Below are 19,601 nucleotides of genomic sequence, written 5' to 3' on the forward strand. Positions count from 1 at the left end.
AGCCCCCCCCTGACCGGACCTTCCCGACCCCTAGGAGTCTCGCCATGCGCTTTTCCTCCACGCTGACCACCATCGCCCTGGCCGCTGCGGCCCTGGCTTCCCAAGCGGCACTGGCCGAGCAAAAGCTCGTGCCCGCCCAAAGCGCCGTGAACTTCACGGCCAAGCAGATGGGCGTGCCCCTGCAGGGCCACTTCAAGAAGTTCGATGCCCAGGTCCAGTTCGACACGGCCAAGCCCGACACCAGCAAGATCCGCTTCACCGTGGACACCGGCAGCGCCACCATGGGCGCCAAGGAAACCGACGCCGAACTGCCCAAGGCGGATTGGTTCAACGTCGCCAAATTCCCGCAGGCCGTGTTCGACTCCACCGCCGTCAAGGCGCTGGGCGGCGGCAAGTACCAGGTGGACGGCAGGCTCAGCATCAAGGGCCAGGTCCAGAACGTGAGCATTCCCGTGCAACTGGCCCAGTCCGGCACCACGACCACGGCCACCGGCACGCTGCCGCTCAAGCGCCTGCAATTCAAGATCGGCGAAGGCGAATGGGGCGATACCTCCATGGTGGCCGACGAGGTGCAGGTGCAGTTCAAGCTCGCACTGACCGGCGTGGGCAAGCTGTAAGCCGCGTCCCTGCCCAAGATCGGCCATTTTCTTTCCCGTTTCGTGCAACCCCAACCTAGGAGTTCTTTCATGCGCACTTCCGTGTTTGCCCTGGCCATTGCCGGCCTGTTCGCCACCGCTGTCCAGGCTGCTCCCGCAACCTACGCCATCGACCCGACGCACACCTTCGCCACGTTCGAGATCGACCACAACGGCGCCTCGACCAACCGCGTGCGCTTCGACAAGAAGAGCGGCACCGTGGAATTCGACCGTGACGCCAAGGCCGGCAAGGTCGAAGTCGTGCTGGAAATGGAATCGCTGAGCTCGGGCACCGCCGCCTTCGACAAGCACCTCAAGAGCGCCGACATCTTCAACGTGGCCAAGTTCCCCCAGGCCAAGTTCGTCTCCGACAAGTTCGTCTTCGACGGCGACAAGCTCAAGGAAGTCACCGGCCACCTGACCATCCTGGACAAGACCCAGCCCGTGACCATCAAGGCCAACAAGTTCACCTGCTACCCCAACGCCATGCTGCAAAAGCGTGAGACCTGCGGCGGCGACTTCGAAGCCGTGATCGACCGCACCGCCTTCGGCGTGAACTACGGCGTGGACTATGGCTTCCCCAAGCAAGTGCGCCTGGTGATGTCCATCGAAGCGGTCAAGCAGCAGTAAACCCGCATTCGCCGCAGTGCCTTTCAGGGCGCTGCCGCCCAAAGCCCGTGATCCGCAAGCCGGTCACGGGCTTTTTTTTGCCTTTTCTGAATTCCCGGAAAAGACCTTGCCAATGCCCTCCATTCGCACCTGCTCCACAGAGGCACAGCGAGCACATTGGCGGCCTTTGCAAATGCATCAAATTGATAGCGATTTCACGGTCATTGAGAAGTCGCAGCATAACGATTCCTCGATATCGATAGATACAAATAGACATACTCCAAAAAACTTACTTTAAATTTCATTTTCCGATCACTCCCTGGCATTCACCCATGAAGCAGATCTCCATTGCCCCCGCCGTTGTCGCCGCCATTGCCGCCCATTCATTCCCAATGGCCGCCAATGCCCAGAGCATCACGGTCGCTCCGGCTGCCGCCGTCGCGGCAACCGCGATTCCGGTGGACAACCCTTGGAGTCTGCTGGCCCTTGCCATAGGGCTGGCCACGGCCGCCTGGCTGGTGCTGCGCAACCGACAGCACCGGGCGCTCTTCATGGCGCTGTGCACCAGCGCCATCGTGTGCGCCACGCTGTGGCACAGCCCCGATCTGCGTGCCCAATTGACGGGCAGCTTTACCAACCCGGCGGGTGAGACACGGCCATTGCTCGTTGCGCAAATTGTCAATGGCGGCAATATCAATGGATTTTCTGCAGAAGATTTCACCAATGATTCCGGTGTGGCACTCAAAATCACCGCCATTCAGCCACCGAATTTGAATCAGTGTTTTCCCTCGGGTTTCACCCATCTCATGCCGCCAGGGGCACCGCCCGCATCGCCCCCACCTCTTTGCGCCGTGGGCAACACCATTGCGCCCAATGGCACATGCCGGGTGAATGTGGAAACCATTTGCCGCGCCGAGGCAGCCCAGGCCACGGCCGGCGCCAGCCCCACCACGCTCAGCGTTCCCGGCGCGGGCCTGTCATTTGCCGCAGGCAGCACCGGCACGGTGAACGTCAGCAACAGCGGCGGCTCGGCAGCGCTCAATGTGCAGGCCACCATTCCCGCAGGCAGCGGCATCACCATCTCCTCCAACAGCTGCGCGGCAACGCTGCCTGCGGGCTCCAGCTGCGCCATCACCCTGACGGCACCCGCAGCGGAAGGCCCGACCACGGTCAGCATTGCCGGCAGCAACGCCGCAGCCACCACCACCCCGGTCACCGTGACAGGTGGCCCGGCCCCGACCACCACGCTGAGCATTCCCGCCACGCCGCTGTCGTTTGCGGCGGGCAGCACGGGATCGGTGACCATCACCAACAGCGGCGGCGCAAATGCGCTCAATGTGCAGGCCAGCATTCCTGCAGGCAGTGGCATCACGGTGTCCAACACCACCTGCCCTGCCGCCCTGGCACCCTCTGCCAACTGCACGATCACGTTGACCGCGCCCTCGGCGGAAGGCCCGACCGCCATCGGCTTCGGCGGCAGCAATACGGCGTCCACTTCCGTGCCGGTCACGGTGTCGGCAACCGGCACGCCCACCACGCTGAACATTCCTGCGACGTCCGTGTCCTTCGGAGCGGGCGGCGCCGGCTCGGTGAGCATCACCAACAGCGGCAGTGCACCTGCGCTCAATGTGCAGGCCAGCATTCCGGGGGGCAGTGGCATCACGGTGTCCAACACCACCTGCTCCGCCATCCTGGCTCCCTCGGCCAGCTGCACGATCACGCTGACAGCCCCCTCGGCGGAAGGCCCGACCTCCATCGGCTTCGGCGGCAGCAACACGGCTTCCACGTCCGTGCCCGTCACGGTGACGACTGCCGTCCTGCCCGCGACGCTGACCATTCCCTCGGCGTCCCTGTCCTTCGGAGCGAACGGTGCTGGCTCGGTGACCATCACCAACAGCGGCAGCGCACCTGCGTTCAATGTGCAGGCCAGCATTCCGGCGGGCAGCGGCATCACGGTGTCCAGCACCACCTGCGCCGCCATCCTGGCCCCCTCGGCCAATTGCACGATCACGCTGACAGCCCCCTCGGCGGAAGGCCCGACCAACATCGGCTTCGGCGGCAGCAATGCGCCCGCCGCTACCGCACAGGTCACGGTCACCGCACCCGTCGCGCCAACCGCGCCTACCGTTCCCCCGGCACCCGTGCTGTTCGGCGCCTACGGCGCAGGCTCGGTGACCATCACCAACAACGGAGCGGCGCCTGCGTTCAATCTGCGGGCCATCATTCCGGTCGGCAGCGGCATCACGGTGGCCTCCTCCACCTGCCCGGCGTCACTGCCGGTGGGCGCAAGCTGCACCATCACACTGACGGCGGCAGGACCGGAAGGCCCCACGAACATCGGCGTTGGCGGCAGCAACACGCCGGCCACGACGGTGCCTGTCACGGTGACGACCCCTGTCACGCCGACTACGCTGAACATTCCCACTGCCCCCGTGTCCTTCGGCACTGGCGGCGCCGGTTCGGTGACCATCAACAACAGCGGAAGCGCACCCGCGTTCAACGTACAGGCCACCATTCCGGCCGGCAGCGGCATCACGGTGTCCAACACCACCTGCGCCGCCATCCTGGCCCCCGCTGCCAGCTGCACGATCACGCTGACGGCCGCTGCGGCCGAAGGCCCGACCAACATCGGCTTCGGCGGCAGCAACACGCCGGCCACGACCGTGCCTGTGACAGTGACTGCCCCCGTCGCGCCGACTACGCTGGACATTTCCACCGCCCCCGTGTCCTTCGGCACCGGCGGTGCAGGTTCGGTGACCATCACCAACAGCGGAAGCGCACCCGCGTTCAACGTACAGGCCACCATCCCGGCCGGCAGCGGCATCACGGTGTCCACCACCACCTGCCCCGCCATCCTGGCCCCCGCTGCCAGTTGCACGATCACGCTGACGGCCGCTGCGGCCGAAGGGGCGACTGCCATCAGCTTCGGCGGCACCAACACACCGGCGACGACGGTGCCGGTCACGGTGACGGTCCCCGTCACGCCGACCACGCTGGACATTCCCGCCGCACCCGTGTCGTTTGGCACCAGCGGAGCGGGCACGGTGACCATCACCAACAACGGGCCCGCACCGGCGTTCAACGTGCAAGCCACCATTCCGGTCGGCAGCGGCATCACGGTGGCGTCCAGCACCTGCCCCATCTCCCTGGCCCCCGGGGCCGACTGCACGATCACGCTGACGGCTGCGGCCGCAGAAGGCCCGACCGCGGTCATCTTTGGCGGCAGCAATACGCCCACCACGACCGTGCAGGTCACGGTGACGGTGCCCGTTCCCACGGCCACGCTTTCGATACCCAGCGCTCCGCTGTCGTTCGCTGCGGGCGGCTCGACAACGGTCCTCATCAGCAACACCGGCGCTTCTGCGGCCTTCAACGTGACCGCCACGGCGCCGGCCGGTAGCGGAATCACCGTGCAGTCGAACACGTGCGGTGCCGCACTCGCCTCTTTGGCCAGCTGCGGCATCACCCTGACTGCGGCCGCCGCCGAAGGCCCCACGGCCATCAGCTTCGGCGGCAGCAATACGCTGGCCACGCCCGTGCCGGTCACGGTGACGGCGCCCGTCACGCCGACCACGCTGGGCATGTCCACCACGCCCGTGTCGTTCAACACAGGGACAACGGGCTCGGTGACCATCACCAACAACGGTGGGGCCCCTGCGCTCGACGTTCAGGCCACGATTCCGGCAGGCAGCGGCATCACGGTGTCGGCCAACACCTGTGGTTCATCGCTGGCAGCGGGGGCCAACTGCACGATCACGCTGACTGGAGCCACGCCGGAAGGTCCGACGGCCATCAGCTTCGCTGGCAGCAACACCACGGCAACGTCAGTGCAGTTCACCGTGACGGCGCCCAGCACCACGACCACGCTGGGGATCGCCGCATCGACCCTGACGATTGCTACTGGCGGCACGGGCTTCGTGACCATCACCAACACGGGATCGAATGCCGCCGCCAATATCGGCGCCACCATCCCCGGCGGCAGTGGGCTGTCCGTTTCCGGCAACACCTGCGGGCTGTCGCTGCCGGCCGGGGGGACTTGCACGGTGACCTTCACTGCAGGTTCGGACGAGGGGCCGACCAATGTCACCATCCAGGGCAGCAACACCGACACCGCAGCCTTGTCGATCACGGTCTCGGGTTCCATCGACATTGGCGCCTACCACCTCGATGGCAGCTGTGGTGTGCTTGGCATCCTTGGCCCCGGCTTCACCCTCACGGCAGGCTCTGCGCCGCTTCCCGTCGGCACCACGGTGACCATCATCGGTTCGGGAGTTGCCAACATCGGTGTGTTCAGTGTGACGGGAGGCACAGCCAGCGTGGCGGTACTTTCCGCAACCTCCCGCCAGGTCACCCTGACCTCGGCACTGCCGGCAGGGGCCACGATCGCGTTCAGAACCACGCTGTCCATCAGCGTCGCCTTCACGCTGAATGGCTCGACGACGCTGCCCAACGGCTATGCGGGCACAGGCGGGAAGCCCGCTGGCAGCGTGAGTTCCACGCTCGTTCTCTGCAGCGCCACCTGATTGCAGGCGCTGCGGCAGTACCCGGAAACCTCAGCGTCGGCAAGGCGGGGCCTCGAAGGCCCCGCCTTTTTTCTGTGCATCCCGCACCACGCCCGCCAGCCTGCGCACCCCTTGCTCTATGGCCTGCGGCTGCAGGCTCGCATAACCCAGGACCAGCCCGGCGCAGGACTGGCGGCGATGGGCATCGCCAGCCGCATAGAGCGGCGAGATGGGGCGAACGCCCACGCCACGCTCTCTCGCCAACCGCACCAGGGCAATCTCATCGCGCTGATGCACGGCAGGCACCCAGGCCACCACATGCAGGCCGGAGGCCGAGCCTTCGACCTGCACCGCGCCCGGCAGGTGCCGCTCCAGCGCCTGCAGCAATGCCGCCCGCCGGCCTTCGTTGCGGCGGCGGGCGGCACGCACATGGCGCTCGTAGCTGCCGTCCTCGATCAGCGCGGCCAGCACCAGCTGGTCCAGGCGCGGCGCATGCCGGTCGGCCAGCCGCCGGGCTTCCCGGAACACGGGCACCAGGGACGGCGGCAGCACCAGGTAGCCCATGCGCATCTGCGGCGACAAGGCCTTGGAGAAGGTGCCGACATGGATGACGCAACCCACCTCGTCAATGGACTGCAGGGCGTCGATGGGGCGCAGCCCGTAGCGGAATTCGCCGTCGTAGTCGTCCTCCAGAATCCAGGCACCCGTGGCGCGCGCCCAGGCCAGCAGTTGCTGCCTGCGGCCTATGGGCAGCACGCCGCCCAGCGGAAACTGGTGCGAGGGCGTGACATAGGCCAGCCGCGCCTGGCGACCGGCCAGCGTCGAGGTATCCAGGCCCTGTTCATCGACGGCCATTTCCTGCAGGCATGCGCCCTGGGCCTCGAACACGCGGCGCGCCATCAGGTAGCAGGGCTCTTCCATCAGCACGGTCTCGCCCGGATCGACCAGCACGCGCGCGCACAGGTCGATGGCCTGCTGCGAGCCCTGCACCACCACGATCTGATCGGCCGAACAGACAAGCCCCCGCGCCCGGCGCAGATAGCCCTGCAGCGCCATGCGCAGCGCCGGCTCGCCTTCGGGCGCGTCGTAGGACAGGGAAGACTGGCGCTGCACGATGGCGCGGTTGTAGGCGCGCCGCCAGGCCAGCGTGGGAAAGTCGTCAAAGGCCAGGGCGCCGTAGAGAAAGTCGATCGGGGCCGGCCCACCATCGCCTGCTGCCGGTGGCAGGGCTGACGCCAGCGCATCCACCCGCTGCCCATAGGAAGACAGCCGGGGACGGCCATGCTGCTGGGCCGCTGCCGGCATGCTGCGCGCACGGCTGCGCTGCGCCGCGCCAGCCGCCACGCGCGCCCTGCTGCCTGGAGCAGTCTCCAGATAGCCTTCGGCCGCAAGCTGCTCGTAGGCGGCCGTGACGGTGGTGCGCGACACGCCCAGGTCCAGCGCCAGGGCGCGGGTGGAGGGCAGGCGTGCGCCCACGGCCAGGCTGCCGTCGGCCACCTGTGATTTCAGCCATTCGTGGAGGGTGCGGGCGCCGGGCGCTGCACCGGCATGGCGGGTGAAAGCGGATTTCAACTGGTCTGCCAAAAAATCACAAAACTGGATTTTCATTGTGCCAGGGATGGTGGATAGTCCGGTTTCCCCCGATGCCGGCACACCAGCCCAGGAAGCGCCCATGTACACGCCCGCCCATTTCTCCCTCACCGATTCCGACAGCCTGCACGGCCTGATCCGCAGCCACCCCCTGGGCACGCTCGTCACCCAGGCCAACGGCGTGCTGGACGCCAACCACCTGCCGTTCCTGCTGGATGCGGACCCAGGGGAGATGGGCACGCTGAGCGCCCATGTGGCCCGCGCCAATCCGCTGTGGCAGCAGTGCCGCGACGGCGCCGAGGTGCTGGTCGTCTTCCGTGGCGCCGAAGGCTATATCTCGCCCAGCTGGTATCCAAGCAAGCACGAGACGCACCGCCTGGTGCCCACCTGGAACTACGAGGCCGTGCATGTGCACGGGCAAATCAGCATCCATGACGACGAGAGATTCGTGCGCGGCCTGGTCGGCCGGCTGACGCGGGTCCATGAGGCATCGCAGGCCCAGCCCTGGAAGATGTCCGACTCGCCGCGTGAATTCATCGACGGCATGCTGCAGGCCATCGTCGGCCTGCAGATCCGCATCACCCGCCTGGAGGGCAAGGCCAAGCTCAGCCAGAACCGGCAGGCCCGCGACCTGGAAGGCGCCATCGGCGCGCTGCGCGAGCGCGGACAGGGGCCGCTGGCCGGTGCCATGGATGCGGCGCCGCGCATCTAGCGCCTGCCAACCTCACACAGATTGCCAACCGCCGATGTACACATCCACCTTCACCTTCGCGCCGGGCGAATACGACGCGCCATTCCATGCCCTTGACGGCCGGATCGCCGAGATCGCCCGCGCCATCCCCGGCTACCTGGGCGAAGAGGCCTGGGAGAACCCCGCCACAGGCTTGGTCTCCAACGTCTACTACTGGCAGACCTGGGAGGCACTGCAGCAACTGATGCGCCACCCTGCGCACCTCGAAGCCAAGCAGCAACAGGCGCGCTGGCTCAAGGGCTACCAGGTGGTGATCGCCCAGGTGGTGGGCAGCTACGGCGACGGCGGCATAGCGCACCCGCTGGCCACCGCTGCGCAAGGCACTGCGCACCCGGCTCGCTGACCGGACCCGCTTTTGGCCCGATGATGGCGGCCATGCGATGGCGTTTTGATCCTGTTTCCCTGGCGTGGGCGGTGGCCCTGTTTGTCTTGCTCGTGCTGCTGGCCACCGTCGGCGCGCGCTGGGGCTGGGTGCGCAGCTTCTTCGGCGACGTGATGGCCGTGGCCTGGGTCTATGCCGTGTTCAAGACCGTGATCGCCGCGCGCGTGCTGCCGCTGGCGTCGGCCGCGCTGGGCGTGGGCCTACTGGTGGAGCTGGGCCAGTTCCTGGCATCGACCTTCCAGTTGCACATTCCCAACCGAGCGCTGCGCATCGTGCTGGGCAGCACGGCCGACTGGTGGGATGTGCTGGCCTATGTGATGGGTTTTGCAGCCGTGCTGGCGGTGGAGGCTGCGTTCCGTGGCCGCAGGCGCCCCGTCTTCACGGCATAAACCCACAGCGGTCCGCTACGGCTCTGGAACAAGCTCCTCGACAACGGATCCGCAGTGGATTTTCAGCCGCCCATAGTGGGACAGCTGCAAGAACAGATGCTGCGCCCTTGCTGACGAAGGCCTCTTCGTATCCCGCTGCAGCACTTCGCAGCGGTCCAGGCAGTCATCCATCTCTGCGGCTGCGTCGCGCTGGACGTCGGCAAAGTACGCCTGCACGGCAGGAAAGTTGACGATCTGTTCAAGGCGAATGGCTACCCTGGCCTGCGGCCTGTCGAACACGGCATAGAGAAAGAAGCACAGTTCCACGCTCCGGGCCGCCACATCCAGGCGCACCTGCTCCAGCAATCCATCGTGGTACTGGTACTGCAATCGATGGCTCCGCGCCGGATCAGGCCCGTACAGCGCAACCGCCGGCCTTGAGCACCCGCTTCGTCGAGGCCGGATACCGCTCCAGCTTGTCCGCCGGCCGGCGCGGCCTGGCCACCAGCTCGCCACCGCAGTTGGGGCAGGCGCCGTGCAGCACATGATCCGCACAGCCGGCACAGAACGTGCACTCGAAGGTGCAGATGCGAGCCTCGGCAGACTCTGGCGGCAGGTCCTTGTCGCAGCATTCGCAGTTGGGTCGAAGCTCAAGCATCGGTGCACTCCGGGTGTGGTCCATGAAGACTGGCATCCTAGTGGATGTGCTCTGCCGCGGAGCGATCCTCGCTCTCCATCTGCAGCGTCGTATGGTGCAGGTCGAAGCCGGCCTGCAGCCTGTCCTCGATATCGCGGCGCACCTGCTCGCCGTCCGCGCCGGGCAGCAGCACCACATGGCCGGTCAGCATGGGCTTGCTCTGCGTGACCGCCCACAGGTGGACATCGTGGATCGCTGCCACGCCCGCCGTGCCCGCAATCGTCTCGCGCACCGCCTGCAGGCTCATCCCCGAGGGCACGCCTTCCAGCAGGATGTTGATGCACTCGCGCAACAGGGTCCAGGTCCGCGGGAACACCATGAAGCCGATGCCCACGGCCACCGCCGAGTCGATCCACCGCCAGCCCGTCAGCCAGATCAGCGCGGCACCGGCGAGCACGCCGACCGAACCCAGCATGTCCGCCCACACCTCCAGGTACGCGCCTTTCACGTTCAGGCTCTCGTCCTTGCCACCCGACAGCAGGCGCATCGAGAGCAGGTTGATCACCAGGCCCACGGCCGCCACGGCCATCATGCCCAGGGACTGGATTTCTGCAGGTGCCGACAGCCGGCGGTAGGCCTCATACAGGATGTAGAAGGCCACGCCCAGCAGCACCAGCGCATTGACGGCGGCGGCCAGGATCTCGAAGCGCGCATAGCCGTAGGTGCGCAGCAGGTCGGCTGCCTTGCGGCCGGCACGTATGGCCACCAGGGCCAGCAGCAGCGCCATCGCATCGGTCAGCATGTGCATGGCGTCGGAGATCAGGGCCAGGCTGCCCGTGACCATGCCGCCGATGATTTCCACCACCATGAAGGTGCCGGTCAATCCGAAGGCAAACCAGAGACGGGATTCCGGCAGGGCACGCACGTCGCCGTGCTGATGGCTGTCGCTCATGAGATTCCTTGACTTGAAAACGGTTGTGAACAGAGGGTCGCTGCACCGATGGCGTCCATGGCAGGCAGGGGCACGGACCTCCATGAGAAAGCGTGAAGTGACTTGAAGGTCAAGTGCTGCCGGCAACTGGCACCGCAGGTGAACCAAACACCGCAGCGCGCATATCCCTGCATCCATCGCAACATTTCATTTAGGTAAATTGATTACGAATAGTAGAATCAAGACATCCACCAAGGAGACATTCGATGAACACAAGCGCCCGTCCCGACCTGTCCACACTGCCACCGCCCGCCGCCGTGCAGCAGCTGCACCACTACGCCTACAAGGCCCGCGATGCCGAGGAGACCCGCCACTTCTACGAGGACATCCTGGGCCTGCCGCTCTACCACATCATCCAGAGCGACTACGTGCCCAGCACGGGCGAATACTGCCCCTACACGCACTTCTTCTTCCGCCTGAAGGATGGTTCGTTCATCGCCTTCTTCGACATCGGCGACGACGAAAAGGCCCTGCCCTCGCCCAACACGCCGCTGTGGATCAACCACATCGCCTTCCGCGTGGACACCGTCGAGGAACTGGAGAACACCAAGGCCCGCTTGGTGGCGCATGGCATCGAGGTGCTGGGCGTGACCGACCACCACATCTTCAAGAGCATCTATTTCTTCGATCCCAACGGCATCCGCCTGGAGCTGTCGGCCCAGCTGGCCGACGAAGTGCAGATGGCGCGCGAAAGCACCACCGCCCACGCCCGCCTGAACGAGTGGACGGCACGCAAGGAGCAATGGCGCAAGGAACGCGCCGAAGGCAAGGCAGCCCAGCCGCTCAAGCCCCAGAGCAACGACCGGCCCGAGTTCGTCCCCGACGCGGCGGCCTGAATAAAACCCGGCGAACAGGCAGGCGGACGGGGTCGGTAGAATCCCCGTCAAACCGTCATCCATTTCGCATATGCAGACGGCATCCCTTCAACGGATGCCGTTTTCATTTGCCAAACGCCATTCGCACAATTCCCCGCAAGCAAGCCATGAGCGACACCATTGCCCAGCCAGGCCTCGACAGCCTGTCCAAATCGTTTGAACCCGCAGCCATCGAGGCCCAATGGGGCCCTGAATGGGAAAAGCGCGGCTACGGCGCAGCCGGCGTGCGCGGCACGGGCCAGGCAGATGCATCCCAGCCATCGTTCTCCGTCCAGCTGCCGCCGCCCAATGTGACGGGCACGCTGCACATGGGCCATGCGTTCAACCAGACCATCATGGACAGCCTCACGCGCTACCACCGCATGAAGGGCCACAACACGGTCTGGGTTCCCGGCACCGACCACGCGGGCATCGCCACGCAGATCGTGGTGGAGCGCCAGTTGCAGGAGCAGGGCATCGCCAGCCGCCACGACATGGGCGCGACGCCTCCCGAGGCGCGCAAGAACTTCGTGAGCAAGGTCTGGGAGTGGAAGAACCAGAGCGGCAACACCATCACCGGCCAGATGCGCCGCATGGGCGACAGCGTGGACTGGAGCCGCGAGTACTTCACCATGGACGACAAGCTGTCGTCCATCGTCAACGAGACCTTCGTGCGCCTGTACCAGCAGGGCCTGATCTACCGTGGCAAGCGCCTGGTGAACTGGGACCCCAAGCTGATGTCCGCCGTCTCCGACCTCGAGGTCGAGAATGAGGAAAAGGACGGCTCGCTGTGGCACATCGCCTATCCGCTGGCCGACGGCTCGGGCCAGCTCGTGGTGGCCACCACGCGCCCGGAAACCATGCTGGGCGACGCAGCCCTGATGGTCCACCCCGAGGACGAGCGCTACCAGGCGCTGATCGGCAAGACCGTGATCCTGCCCCTGGTGGGCCGCGAGATCCCCATCATTGCCGACGACTACGTGGACCGCGAGTTCGGCACGGGCGTGGTCAAGGTCACGCCTGCGCATGACAACAACGACTACGCCGTGGGCCAGCGCCACGGCCTGCCGATGATCTGCGTGCTGACGCTCACGGCCACCATCAACGACGAGGCGCCCGAGAAGTACCGCGGCATGGACCGCTTCGTGGCGCGCAAGGCCATCGTGGCCGACCTGGACGCGGCCGGCCTGCTGGTCGAGACCAAGAAGCACAAGCTCATGGTGCCCATCTGCACGCGCACGGGCCAGGTGATCGAGCCCATGCTGACCGACCAGTGGTTCGTGGCCATGAACAAGGTGGGCGAAGGCGATGCCACGGGCAAGTCCATCGCGCAGAAGGCCATCGATGCCGTCTCCAGCGGCCAGGTGCAGTTCGTGCCCGAGAACTGGGTCAACACCTACAACCAGTGGATGAACAACATCCAGGACTGGTGCATCTCGCGCCAGCTGTGGTGGGGCCACCAGATTCCCGCCTGGTACGACGAGGACGGCAAGGTCTACGTGGCCCGCACCGAGGAAGAAGCCCGCGCCCAGGCCCCCGGCAAGACGCTCACGCGCGACGAGGACGTGCTGGACACCTGGTACTCCTCGGCCCTGGTGCCGTTCTCCACCATGGGCTGGCCGAACCAGACCGAGGCGGCCGACGACGACTACAACCTCTACCTGCCCAGCTCGGTGCTGGTCACGGGCTACGACATCATCTTCTTCTGGGTCGCCCGGATGATCATGATGACCACGCACTTCACGGGCCGCGTGCCCTTCCGCCATGTCTACATGCATGGCCTGGTGCGTGACGCCCAGGGCAAGAAGATGAGCAAGTCCGAGGGCAACGTGCTCGACCCCGTGGACCTGATCGACGGCATCGACCTGGACACCCTGCTGGACAAGCGCACGCAGGGCCTGCGCCGCCCCGAGACCGCGCCCCAGGTGCGCAAGAACACGCAAAAGGAATTCCCCGAGGGCATTCCCGCCTACGGGGCCGACGCGCTGCGCTTCACCTTCGCGGCCCTGGCCTCGCTGGGCCGCTCCATCAACTTCGACAGCAAGCGCTGCGAGGGCTACCGCAACTTCTGCAACAAGCTGTGGAATGCCAGCCGCTTCGTGCTGATGAACTGCGAAGGCCATGACTGCGGCCTGCTGCCCCACACCAAGGAGCAATGCCAGGCCGGCGGCGAGTTCGCGGGCTACATGCAGTTCAGCCAGCCCGACCGCTGGATCGCCTCGCAGCTGCAGAAGGTCGAGGCCGAAGTGGCCAAGGGCTTTACCGAATTCCGTCTGGACAACGTGGCCAACGCGCTGTACGACTTCGTCTGGAACGAGTTCTGCGACTGGTACCTGGAAATCGCCAAGGTGCAGATCCAGACCGGCAACGAGGCCCAGCAGCGCGCCACGCGCCGCACGCTGATCCGCACGCTGGAGGCCATCCTGCGCCTGGCCCACCCCATCATCCCGTTCGTGACCGAAGCCCTGTGGCAGAAGGTCGCCCCGGTCGCCGGCCTGCCCGGCGAGTCCGTGGCCGTGGCCCGCTACCCCGAGGCCCAGCCCGAGAAGATCGACGAGGCCGCCATCGCCTACGTGGGCCGCATCAAGCAGATGATCGACGCCTGCCGCACGCTGCGCGGCGAGATGGGCGTGTCGCCGGCCCAGCGCCTGCCGCTGCTGGCCGTAGCCAGCTCGGCCGATGAGTCGCAGTTCCTGCGCACCAATGCCGCCGTGCTGCAAAACCTGGCCAAGCTCAGCGAGGTCAAGGTGTTCGACGACGAGGCCGCCTGGGCCGAGGCCGCCCAGGCCGCCCCGGTCTGCGTGGTGGGCGAGGCGCGCCTGGCGCTGTTCGTGGAGATCGACGTGGCCGCCGAAAAGGCCCGCCTGTCCAAGGAAGCCGCACGCCTGGAAGGCGAGATCACCAAGGCCAATGCCAAGCTGGGCAACGAGGCCTTCGTGGCCAAGGCGCCCCCGGCCGTCATCGACCAGGAAAAGAAGCGCGTGGCCGACTTCGGTGCCACGCTGATCCGCATCCAGGAACAACTCGCCCGCCTGGGTTGAAGGAGCCGACCATGAGCACCCAGACCCGTGTCCGCAAAGCCGTGTTTCCCGTTGCCGGGCTCGGCACGCGCTTTCTGCCCGCCACCAAGGCCTCTCCCAAGGAGATGCTGCCCGTGGTGGACAAGCCGCTGATCCAGTACGCCGTGGAAGAGGCCTACGAGGCCGGCATCCGCGACATGATCTTCGTCACCGGCCGCAGCAAGCGCGCCATCGAGGACCATTTCGACACCGCCTACGAGCTGGAAAACGAGCTGGAGAACGCCGGCAAGCAGGCCATGCTGGAGCTGGTGCGCAGCATCAGCCCGGCCGACATGAACTGCCTGTTCGTGCGCCAGCCGCGCTCGCTGGGCCTGGGCCATGCCGTGCTGTGTGCCGAGCCGCTGGTGGGCAACGAGCCCTTTGCCGTGCTGCTGGCCGACGACCTGATGGTGGGCGAGCCTGGCGGCCCCGGCGTGATGGCGCAGATGACATCGGCCTTCCACAAGCAGGGCCGCTCCCTGCTGGCCGTGCAGGAAGTGCCGCTGGAGCAGACCAAGCGCTACGGCATCGTGGCTGGCGAGCCGGCCGGCGGTTCGCTGATGCGCATCGAGAAGATCGTGGAAAAGCCCGCGCCCGAGAAGGCCCCCTCGCGCATGGGCGTGGCTGGCCGCTACGTGCTGACACCGGCCATCTTCGAGGAGATCCGCAACCAGCCCAAGGGCGTGGGCGGCGAGATCCAGCTGACGGACGCCATCGAACGCCTGATGGCCCATGAAGCCGTCTACGCCTTCCAGTACCAGGGCAAGCGCTACGACTGCGGCAGCAAGGAAGGCTTTCTGCAGGCCACGGTGGAACTGGCGCTGCAGCATAAGGATGTGGGCGCGAGCTTCCGCGAATACCTGCAGGGCCTGAGCATCTGAGGCTGGGCCTCAGGGCCGCCCCTGCCCCATGCAAAAGGCCTGCGAAAGCAGGCCTTTTTCTTTGGAGCGAACCGCGTGCAGCCGCTCAGCGCCGGCGCAGGATATGGATGAACTCCGCACCCACGGTCTGCTGCTCCACCAGTTCATTGCCGGTCTGCTTGGCAAAGGCCTGGAAGTCGCGCAGCGAGCCCGTGTCGGTGGCCACCACCTTGAGCAGTTGGCCGCTGTCCAGTTCGGCCAGCGCCTTCTTGGCCTTGAGAATGGGCAGCGGGCAGTTGAGCCCGCGCGTGTCGATTTCCTTGTGAATTTCCATCGGATGCACCTCTTGAGCCTGGGATTCTAGGCGGCATCGCGGCTGAGGCCGGCAGCAGTGTCTTGATCGGCGCGACTCGCTTCAGCCTCCTGGGCCTGCTCGGCACGCTTCCAGAAGTCACGGATCACAGGATCATGCCCCCGGCTGCGCAGCCACTTGGCCAGCGCCATGCCGGTGCCCGAAGGCCAGGCCTGGACTTTCTCGGGCTCCAGCAGGCGGTACTCGAGCAGCTCGGGCGACAGCCGCACCTGGCCGCTGGCGCGCACATGGAAGGCGATGATCACCTGGTTCATGCGCAGGAACTCATGCACGCTGATCAGCTCCAGCGACTCGGCCTGCAGGCCGGTTTCCTCCGCCACCTCGCGTGCCACGCCCTCCTCGGGCGACTCGCCGGCTTCCATGAAGCCTGTGATCAGGCCGAAGACCTTCTCGGGCCAGGCCGCATTGCGCGCCAGCAGCACCTTGCCGTCCAGCTCCACGATGGCGGCCAGCACCGGCGTGGGATTGTTCCAGTGCGTCCAGCCGCACTCGGGGCAGCGCAGGCGCGATACATCGCCGCCGTCCTCGGCCTGGATCACCCACTGCAGGGGCGTTGCGCAGTGCGTGCAATAGCGGGTTTCATAGTGCATGGGGCTGTTCCTGGTCTTTTGCTGTCCTGGCTCAATGCAAACAGGAAGGCCCGCCGGAAGGCGGGCCTGTCGCTGCGTCAGGCGGGGAAGACGCCCGTGGACAGATAGCGGTCGCCGCGGTCGCAGACCACGAAGACGATGGTGGCGTTGTTCTCGCGCTCGGCAATCTGCTGGGCCACCCAGCAGGCGCCCGCCGCAGAGATGCCGGCAAAGATGCCTTCCTCGCGCGCCAGGCGGCGCGCCATGTCCTCGGCATCGTCCTGGCCCACGAGCACGGTCTCGTCGATCAGCGAGGCGTCGTAGATCTTGGGCATGTATTCCTCGGGCCACTTGCGGATGCCGGGGATGCGCGAGCCCTCGGCCGGCTGGGCGCCCACGATGCGGATGGCCGGGTTCTTTTCCTTGAGGAACTTCGCCACGCCGGTGATCGTGCCCGTGGTGCCCATGGCGCTCACGAAATGCGTGATCTCGCCGCCGGTCTGCTCCCACAGCTCGGGGCCCGTGGTCTCGTAGTGGATGCGCGGGTTGTCGGGGTTGCCGAACTGGTCGAGCACCACGCCCTTGCCCTGGGCCACCATCTGGTCGGCCAGGTCGCGCGCGTATTCCATGCCGCCGCTCTTGGGAGTGAGGATCAGCTCGGCGCCATAGGCCTTCATCGTCTGGGCACGCTCGATGGACAGGTCCTCGGGCATGATCAGCACCATCCGGTAGCCCTTGATCGTGGCGGCCATGGCCAGCGCAATGCCGGTATTGCCCGAGGTGGCCTCGATCAGCGTGTCTCCGGGCTTGATGTCGCCGCGCTCTTCGGCGCGGCGGATCATCGACAGGGCCGGCCTGTCCTTGACCGAACCGGCCGGGTTGTTGCCTTCCAGCTTGCCCAGCACCACGTTGCCACGTTCCTGGCGAGACTGCGCACCGATGCGCTGCAATGCCACCAGGGGCGTGCGGCCGATGGCGTCTTCGATGGTCGGATAAATTTTCATAGCCTCACACTGTGCCATAATTCGCCCCTGCGCTAAGTAGCCCGGGTGGTGAAATTGGTAGACGCAGGGGACTCAAAATCCCCCGCCGCAAGGCGTGCCGGTTCGATTCCGGCCCCGGGCACCAGAGATTACGTAGCCGAAAAAGCAGTCCCCTGCTTTTTCGGCTATTTCTTTTCCGGCCGCTGTCTTCACAGCGTCCGCACAAACCTCAAGCCCCTTTGCATCCAGCCGTGTTCAACGGCTGCACTGCATTTCAAGGCCCTCCAGCCTGCACCGATCCTGCGTCCTCATGCCTTGGGCGGGATGACGCCTGCGCGCTTTTCGCCGCACCGGGCCCAACCTGTGTACAACTTTGGCATCAACCGCCTCGCAAGGCCTGCCAGGCCTGGGCGTTGGCCCATGCTGAAGCCTGCTTGAAGCAGCACCATCCCAGCCCGCAGGCAGGGCTGCAGCCCTGCGTCAAATTCAGTACCTTCCCTCTGAAAACCGCCACTTGCACCACCGTCATGCAGCCCTTGCCCAGTGCGGGCACCAGCCCGGTGCGCCCACGGTTCGGGCCTGTGAAAGCCCATGAAAAAAGCCACCCTGAGGTGGCTTTCTTTCTCCACAGATCCATTGAACAACCCTGTGGATAATCAGTGAACAGCAAGTGAACGAGGCGTCCAAGTGCTTGCATTCACTGGCCGCAGGCTAAGCTGCCTGCAAATCAGGCAACCTCCAGATCCAAGGGAAAACCCTCGATTCGGAAGGCGCCTGACTCACCTCGCCTCAGGCATCCGTGCGGCGGATCTGCGCGCGCCCTGCCGCCGTGATGTGCCATTGATGGCTGCTGTCCACTTCGACCAGTCCACGCTCGCGCAGCCTCTTGGACAGATGCTCGCGCGCCGCGCTTTCCAGCGACACGGGCTCGCCCATCTCCAGCTTCTTGAGCACTTCGAGTTCATCCACCGTCGGCTCGTACACGGGTGCGTGATATGTGGTTTCGGCCATCGCTACTCCTTCGCTATTCAAAGTCTCATGCCCCAGGACTCTCGGGGGCACGGACCCAAACATAGCCTTGGCCCGGGAGCCGCGCAATCGGTGGCCGCACCTTTTTTCGAGTTGTGGGCGATGATTGCACGCTTTGCGGTGGCGTCCCACAGGCGCCAAGGCCAGGCCCCGGCCTGACAACGGGCGATCCACGCTCTTGCCGCACCTGCCCCATTGGCCGCTCCCTCACCCATCTGACCCAGGAATTCAGGTTTTCATGCTGTACGCCATCACCGCCTTGCTCGCCTTCCAGTTGCTGGGGGAGGCCATCGTCCAGCTCACGGGGCTGCCGCTTCCGGGCGCGCTCGTGGGCACGCTGCTGCTGCTGGGGGCGCTGCTGCTGCACGGCCGCCTGCCCGAGTCGCTGGAGAAGGCAGCCGGCGTGCTGCTGCAGAACATGATGCTGCTGTTCATTCCCGTCATTGCAGGCGTGATGCTGGAGTTCGACCGACTGTCGCGCGAATGGCAGCCCTTCGTGATCGCCTGCGTGGCGGGTGCGACCATTACCTTCCTGGCCACGGCCTTCACCTTCCGCTGGTGCCTGGAGCGCCAGCGTGCCCGCGAAGCGGCCGCCAGCCAGGGAGACAAGGCATGAGCGCGCTCACCACCCACTGGCACAGCGCCTGGCAGTCGCTGTCCGGCAACGCCTCCACCGCCCATCTGCCCTGGCTGGTGCTGACCATGGCCGTCTACCTGGCGGCCATGGCGCTGTACCGCCGAAGCGGCAACCATCCGCTCCTGATTCCCGTGTTCACAGCCGTGGTCGTCATCGTGGGCGTGCTGCTGGCCACGGGCACCTCCTATGCCAGCTACCGCAGCGGCGTCTCGCTGCTGGGACTGCTGGTCGGCCCGGCCACCGTCGCGCTGGCAATTCCGCTGTACGCCCAGCGCGAGCGCATCCGCACGCTGTGGCTGCCCATCAGCGTGGCACTGGCCGTGGGCTGCGTGGTGGCGTTGCTGTCGGCACTGCTGATCGGCTGGAGCCTGGGTGCCACGGTGCAGACGCTGGTGGCGCTGGCGCCCAAGTCGGCCACCATTCCCATCGCCCTGCCCATGGCCGAGCGCTTTGGCGGGCCGGCCTCGCTGGCGGCCGTGGCCGTGGCCATCACCGGCATTGCGGGCACAATGATGGCGCCGCTGCTGATCCGCCTGGTGCGCAGCGATGACCCGGCCGTGCAGGGTTTTGCCTTGGGACTTACAGCCCACGCCATCGGCACGGCACGCGCGCTGCAGGTGAATCCGACCATGGGCGCCTTCTCGGCCCTGGCCATGGGCCTGAACGGCGTGGCCACGGCCGTGGTCATGCCGCTGTGCCTGGCCGTGCTGCCCTGGTTTTGAGCGCGATTGCGGGTTTTCCCCAGAGACACCCCCACAAGCCTGTGGACAAG

20 protein-coding genes and 1 tRNA gene are annotated in these 19,601 nt (G+C 66.1%); 12 read left to right on the top strand and 9 right to left on the bottom strand.

Features of this window, described 5'->3' with window-relative positions; all coding sequences use genetic code 11:
• Window positions 1–44 precede the first annotated feature (44 nt).
• Together DELCS14_RS22040 and DELCS14_RS22045 are read left to right on the top strand one after the other, a co-directional pair.
• Window positions 45–617, top strand: a complete 573-nt coding sequence (locus DELCS14_RS22040) for a YceI family protein (protein ID WP_013803632.1) — start codon at window positions 45–47, stop codon at window positions 615–617.
• A 69-nt stretch (window positions 618–686) separates the two neighbouring features.
• Window positions 687–1,265 (top strand): YceI family protein, encoded by a 579-nt coding sequence (locus tag DELCS14_RS22045; protein WP_012204149.1) that lies wholly within the window; start codon window positions 687–689, stop codon window positions 1,263–1,265.
• Window positions 1,266–1,627: 362 nt separating this feature from the next.
• On the opposite strand, the gene DELCS14_RS31430 is transcribed toward DELCS14_RS22045, so the two are convergent.
• Window positions 1,628–2,047 carry a hypothetical protein gene (locus DELCS14_RS31430; RefSeq protein WP_267233240.1) on the bottom strand — a complete coding sequence of 140 codons (420 nt, stop codon included), beginning with the start codon at window positions 2,045–2,047 and terminating at the stop codon, window positions 1,628–1,630.
• A gap of 90 nt (window positions 2,048–2,137) precedes the next feature.
• Between DELCS14_RS31430 and DELCS14_RS22050 the strand changes: the two genes are divergently transcribed.
• A complete protein-coding gene (locus DELCS14_RS22050) occupies window positions 2,138–5,767 on the top strand; it encodes a hypothetical protein (RefSeq protein WP_267233242.1) in 3,630 nt (1,209 codons plus the stop codon).
• 30 nt (window positions 5,768–5,797) lie between these two features.
• Here DELCS14_RS22050 and DELCS14_RS22055 read toward each other — a convergent pair whose 3' ends face one another.
• Window positions 5,798–7,354: a PLP-dependent aminotransferase family protein gene (locus tag DELCS14_RS22055; RefSeq protein ID WP_013803634.1), complete on the bottom strand. Its 1,557-nt coding sequence runs from the start codon at window positions 7,352–7,354 to the stop codon at window positions 5,798–5,800.
• 64 nt (window positions 7,355–7,418) lie between these two features.
• Between DELCS14_RS22055 and DELCS14_RS22060 the strand changes: the two genes are divergently transcribed.
• The 3 genes from DELCS14_RS22060 to DELCS14_RS22070 are packed head-to-tail and all read left to right on the top strand — an operon-like array spanning window position 7,419 to window position 8,858.
• A complete protein-coding gene (locus tag DELCS14_RS22060) occupies window positions 7,419–8,048 on the top strand; it encodes an FMN-binding negative transcriptional regulator (RefSeq protein ID WP_013803635.1) in 630 nt (209 codons plus the stop codon).
• A gap of 34 nt (window positions 8,049–8,082) precedes the next feature.
• A complete protein-coding gene (locus tag DELCS14_RS22065) occupies window positions 8,083–8,430 on the top strand; it encodes an antibiotic biosynthesis monooxygenase (RefSeq protein ID WP_013803636.1) in 348 nt (115 codons plus the stop codon).
• 20 nt (window positions 8,431–8,450) lie between these two features.
• Window positions 8,451–8,858 carry a DUF2809 domain-containing protein gene (locus DELCS14_RS22070; protein WP_013803637.1) on the top strand — a complete coding sequence of 136 codons (408 nt, stop codon included), beginning with the start codon at window positions 8,451–8,453 and terminating at the stop codon, window positions 8,856–8,858.
• A 15-nt stretch (window positions 8,859–8,873) separates the two neighbouring features.
• Here DELCS14_RS22070 and DELCS14_RS22075 read toward each other — a convergent pair whose 3' ends face one another.
• The 3 genes from DELCS14_RS22075 to DELCS14_RS22085 are packed head-to-tail and all read right to left on the bottom strand — an operon-like array spanning window position 8,874 to window position 10,426.
• The gene (locus DELCS14_RS22075) at window positions 8,874–9,227 is read right to left on the bottom strand and encodes a hypothetical protein (RefSeq protein ID WP_013803638.1); all 354 of its coding nucleotides are present in this window, start codon (window positions 9,225–9,227) and stop codon (window positions 8,874–8,876) included.
• Between the two features lie 19 nt (window positions 9,228–9,246).
• Window positions 9,247–9,495 (bottom strand): DUF1272 domain-containing protein, encoded by a 249-nt coding sequence (locus tag DELCS14_RS22080; RefSeq protein WP_012204142.1) that lies wholly within the window; start codon window positions 9,493–9,495, stop codon window positions 9,247–9,249.
• 37 nt (window positions 9,496–9,532) lie between these two features.
• Window positions 9,533–10,426 (bottom strand): cation diffusion facilitator family transporter, encoded by an 894-nt coding sequence (locus DELCS14_RS22085; RefSeq protein WP_013803639.1) that lies wholly within the window; start codon window positions 10,424–10,426, stop codon window positions 9,533–9,535.
• 245 nt (window positions 10,427–10,671) lie between these two features.
• On the opposite strand from DELCS14_RS22085, the gene DELCS14_RS22090 reads away from it, so the two are divergent.
• The 3 genes from DELCS14_RS22090 to galU all read left to right on the top strand — a co-directional run bounded on the left by DELCS14_RS22090 (window position 10,672) and on the right by galU (window position 15,259).
• Window positions 10,672–11,301, top strand: coding sequence for a VOC family protein (locus DELCS14_RS22090; protein WP_012204140.1), 630 nt, complete (start codon window positions 10,672–10,674; stop codon window positions 11,299–11,301).
• A 146-nt stretch (window positions 11,302–11,447) separates the two neighbouring features.
• On the top strand, window positions 11,448–14,360 hold the full coding sequence (locus DELCS14_RS22095; protein ID WP_013803640.1) for a valine--tRNA ligase: 2,913 nt from the start codon (window positions 11,448–11,450) through the stop codon (window positions 14,358–14,360).
• Window positions 14,361–14,371: 11 nt separating this feature from the next.
• Window positions 14,372–15,259, top strand: a complete 888-nt coding sequence (gene galU / locus DELCS14_RS22100) for a UTP--glucose-1-phosphate uridylyltransferase GalU (RefSeq protein WP_013803641.1) — start codon at window positions 14,372–14,374, stop codon at window positions 15,257–15,259.
• Between the two features lie 85 nt (window positions 15,260–15,344).
• On the opposite strand, the gene DELCS14_RS22105 is transcribed toward galU, so the two are convergent.
• From DELCS14_RS22105 to cysM, 3 genes are all read right to left on the bottom strand, one after another.
• Window positions 15,345–15,572 (bottom strand): sulfurtransferase TusA family protein, encoded by a 228-nt coding sequence (locus tag DELCS14_RS22105; protein WP_012204137.1) that lies wholly within the window; start codon window positions 15,570–15,572, stop codon window positions 15,345–15,347.
• A gap of 26 nt (window positions 15,573–15,598) precedes the next feature.
• On the bottom strand, window positions 15,599–16,201 hold the full coding sequence (locus tag DELCS14_RS22110; protein ID WP_013803642.1) for an NUDIX hydrolase: 603 nt from the start codon (window positions 16,199–16,201) through the stop codon (window positions 15,599–15,601).
• 77 nt (window positions 16,202–16,278) lie between these two features.
• Window positions 16,279–17,184 (bottom strand): cysteine synthase CysM, encoded by a 906-nt coding sequence (cysM, locus tag DELCS14_RS22115; protein WP_017407070.1) that lies wholly within the window; start codon window positions 17,182–17,184, stop codon window positions 16,279–16,281.
• A 39-nt stretch (window positions 17,185–17,223) separates the two neighbouring features.
• On the opposite strand from cysM, the gene DELCS14_RS22120 reads away from it, so the two are divergent.
• A tRNA-Leu gene (locus DELCS14_RS22120) sits at window positions 17,224–17,308 on the top strand.
• 644 nt (window positions 17,309–17,952) lie between these two features.
• Here DELCS14_RS22120 and DELCS14_RS22125 read toward each other — a convergent pair.
• Entirely contained in the window at window positions 17,953–18,174 is a 222-nt protein-coding gene (locus DELCS14_RS22125; protein WP_012204134.1) for a hypothetical protein, read from the bottom strand.
• Window positions 18,175–18,430: 256 nt separating this feature from the next.
• Here DELCS14_RS22125 and DELCS14_RS22130 point away from each other — a divergent pair, with 256 nt between their 5' ends.
• Complete coding sequence (locus tag DELCS14_RS22130; RefSeq protein ID WP_013803643.1) at window positions 18,431–18,808, top strand: CidA/LrgA family protein; 378 nt, start codon at window positions 18,431–18,433, stop codon at window positions 18,806–18,808.
• The gene (locus tag DELCS14_RS22135; protein ID WP_013803644.1) at window positions 18,805–19,551 is read left to right on the top strand and encodes an LrgB family protein; all 747 of its coding nucleotides are present in this window, start codon (window positions 18,805–18,807) and stop codon (window positions 19,549–19,551) included. The genes DELCS14_RS22130 and DELCS14_RS22135 overlap by 4 nt, the downstream gene beginning before the upstream one ends.
• The last annotated feature ends 50 nt before the right edge of the window (window positions 19,552–19,601 follow it).

Source organism: Delftia sp. Cs1-4 (assembly GCF_000214395.1).
Classification (GTDB): domain Bacteria; phylum Pseudomonadota; class Gammaproteobacteria; order Burkholderiales; family Burkholderiaceae_C; genus Comamonas; species Comamonas acidovorans.

Coding starts and splice junctions, on each gene's coding strand:
- DELCS14_RS22040 (WP_013803632.1), top strand. CDS start 45: ATGCGCTTTTCCTCCACGCTGACCACCATCGCCCTGGCCGCTGCGGCC.
- DELCS14_RS22045 (WP_012204149.1), top strand. CDS start 687: ATGCGCACTTCCGTGTTTGCCCTGGCCATTGCCGGCCTGTTCGCCACC.
- DELCS14_RS31430 (WP_267233240.1), bottom strand. CDS start 2,047: ATGGGTGAAACCCGAGGGAAAACACTGATTCAAATTCGGTGGCTGAAT.
- DELCS14_RS22055 (WP_013803634.1), bottom strand. CDS start 7,354: ATGAAAATCCAGTTTTGTGATTTTTTGGCAGACCAGTTGAAATCCGCT.
- DELCS14_RS22060 (WP_013803635.1), top strand. CDS start 7,419: ATGTACACGCCCGCCCATTTCTCCCTCACCGATTCCGACAGCCTGCAC.
- DELCS14_RS22065 (WP_013803636.1), top strand. CDS start 8,083: ATGTACACATCCACCTTCACCTTCGCGCCGGGCGAATACGACGCGCCA.
- DELCS14_RS22070 (WP_013803637.1), top strand. CDS start 8,451: ATGATGGCGGCCATGCGATGGCGTTTTGATCCTGTTTCCCTGGCGTGG.
- DELCS14_RS22080 (WP_012204142.1), bottom strand. CDS start 9,495: ATGCTTGAGCTTCGACCCAACTGCGAATGCTGCGACAAGGACCTGCCG.
- DELCS14_RS22085 (WP_013803639.1), bottom strand. CDS start 10,426: ATGAGCGACAGCCATCAGCACGGCGACGTGCGTGCCCTGCCGGAATCC.
- DELCS14_RS22090 (WP_012204140.1), top strand. CDS start 10,672: ATGAACACAAGCGCCCGTCCCGACCTGTCCACACTGCCACCGCCCGCC.
- DELCS14_RS22095 (WP_013803640.1), top strand. CDS start 11,448: ATGAGCGACACCATTGCCCAGCCAGGCCTCGACAGCCTGTCCAAATCG.
- galU (WP_013803641.1), top strand. CDS start 14,372: ATGAGCACCCAGACCCGTGTCCGCAAAGCCGTGTTTCCCGTTGCCGGG.
- DELCS14_RS22105 (WP_012204137.1), bottom strand. CDS start 15,572: ATGGAAATTCACAAGGAAATCGACACGCGCGGGCTCAACTGCCCGCTG.
- DELCS14_RS22110 (WP_013803642.1), bottom strand. CDS start 16,201: ATGCACTATGAAACCCGCTATTGCACGCACTGCGCAACGCCCCTGCAG.
- cysM (WP_017407070.1), bottom strand. CDS start 17,184: ATGAAAATTTATCCGACCATCGAAGACGCCATCGGCCGCACGCCCCTG.
- DELCS14_RS22125 (WP_012204134.1), bottom strand. CDS start 18,174: ATGGCCGAAACCACATATCACGCACCCGTGTACGAGCCGACGGTGGAT.
- DELCS14_RS22130 (WP_013803643.1), top strand. CDS start 18,431: ATGCTGTACGCCATCACCGCCTTGCTCGCCTTCCAGTTGCTGGGGGAG.
- DELCS14_RS22135 (WP_013803644.1), top strand. CDS start 18,805: ATGAGCGCGCTCACCACCCACTGGCACAGCGCCTGGCAGTCGCTGTCC.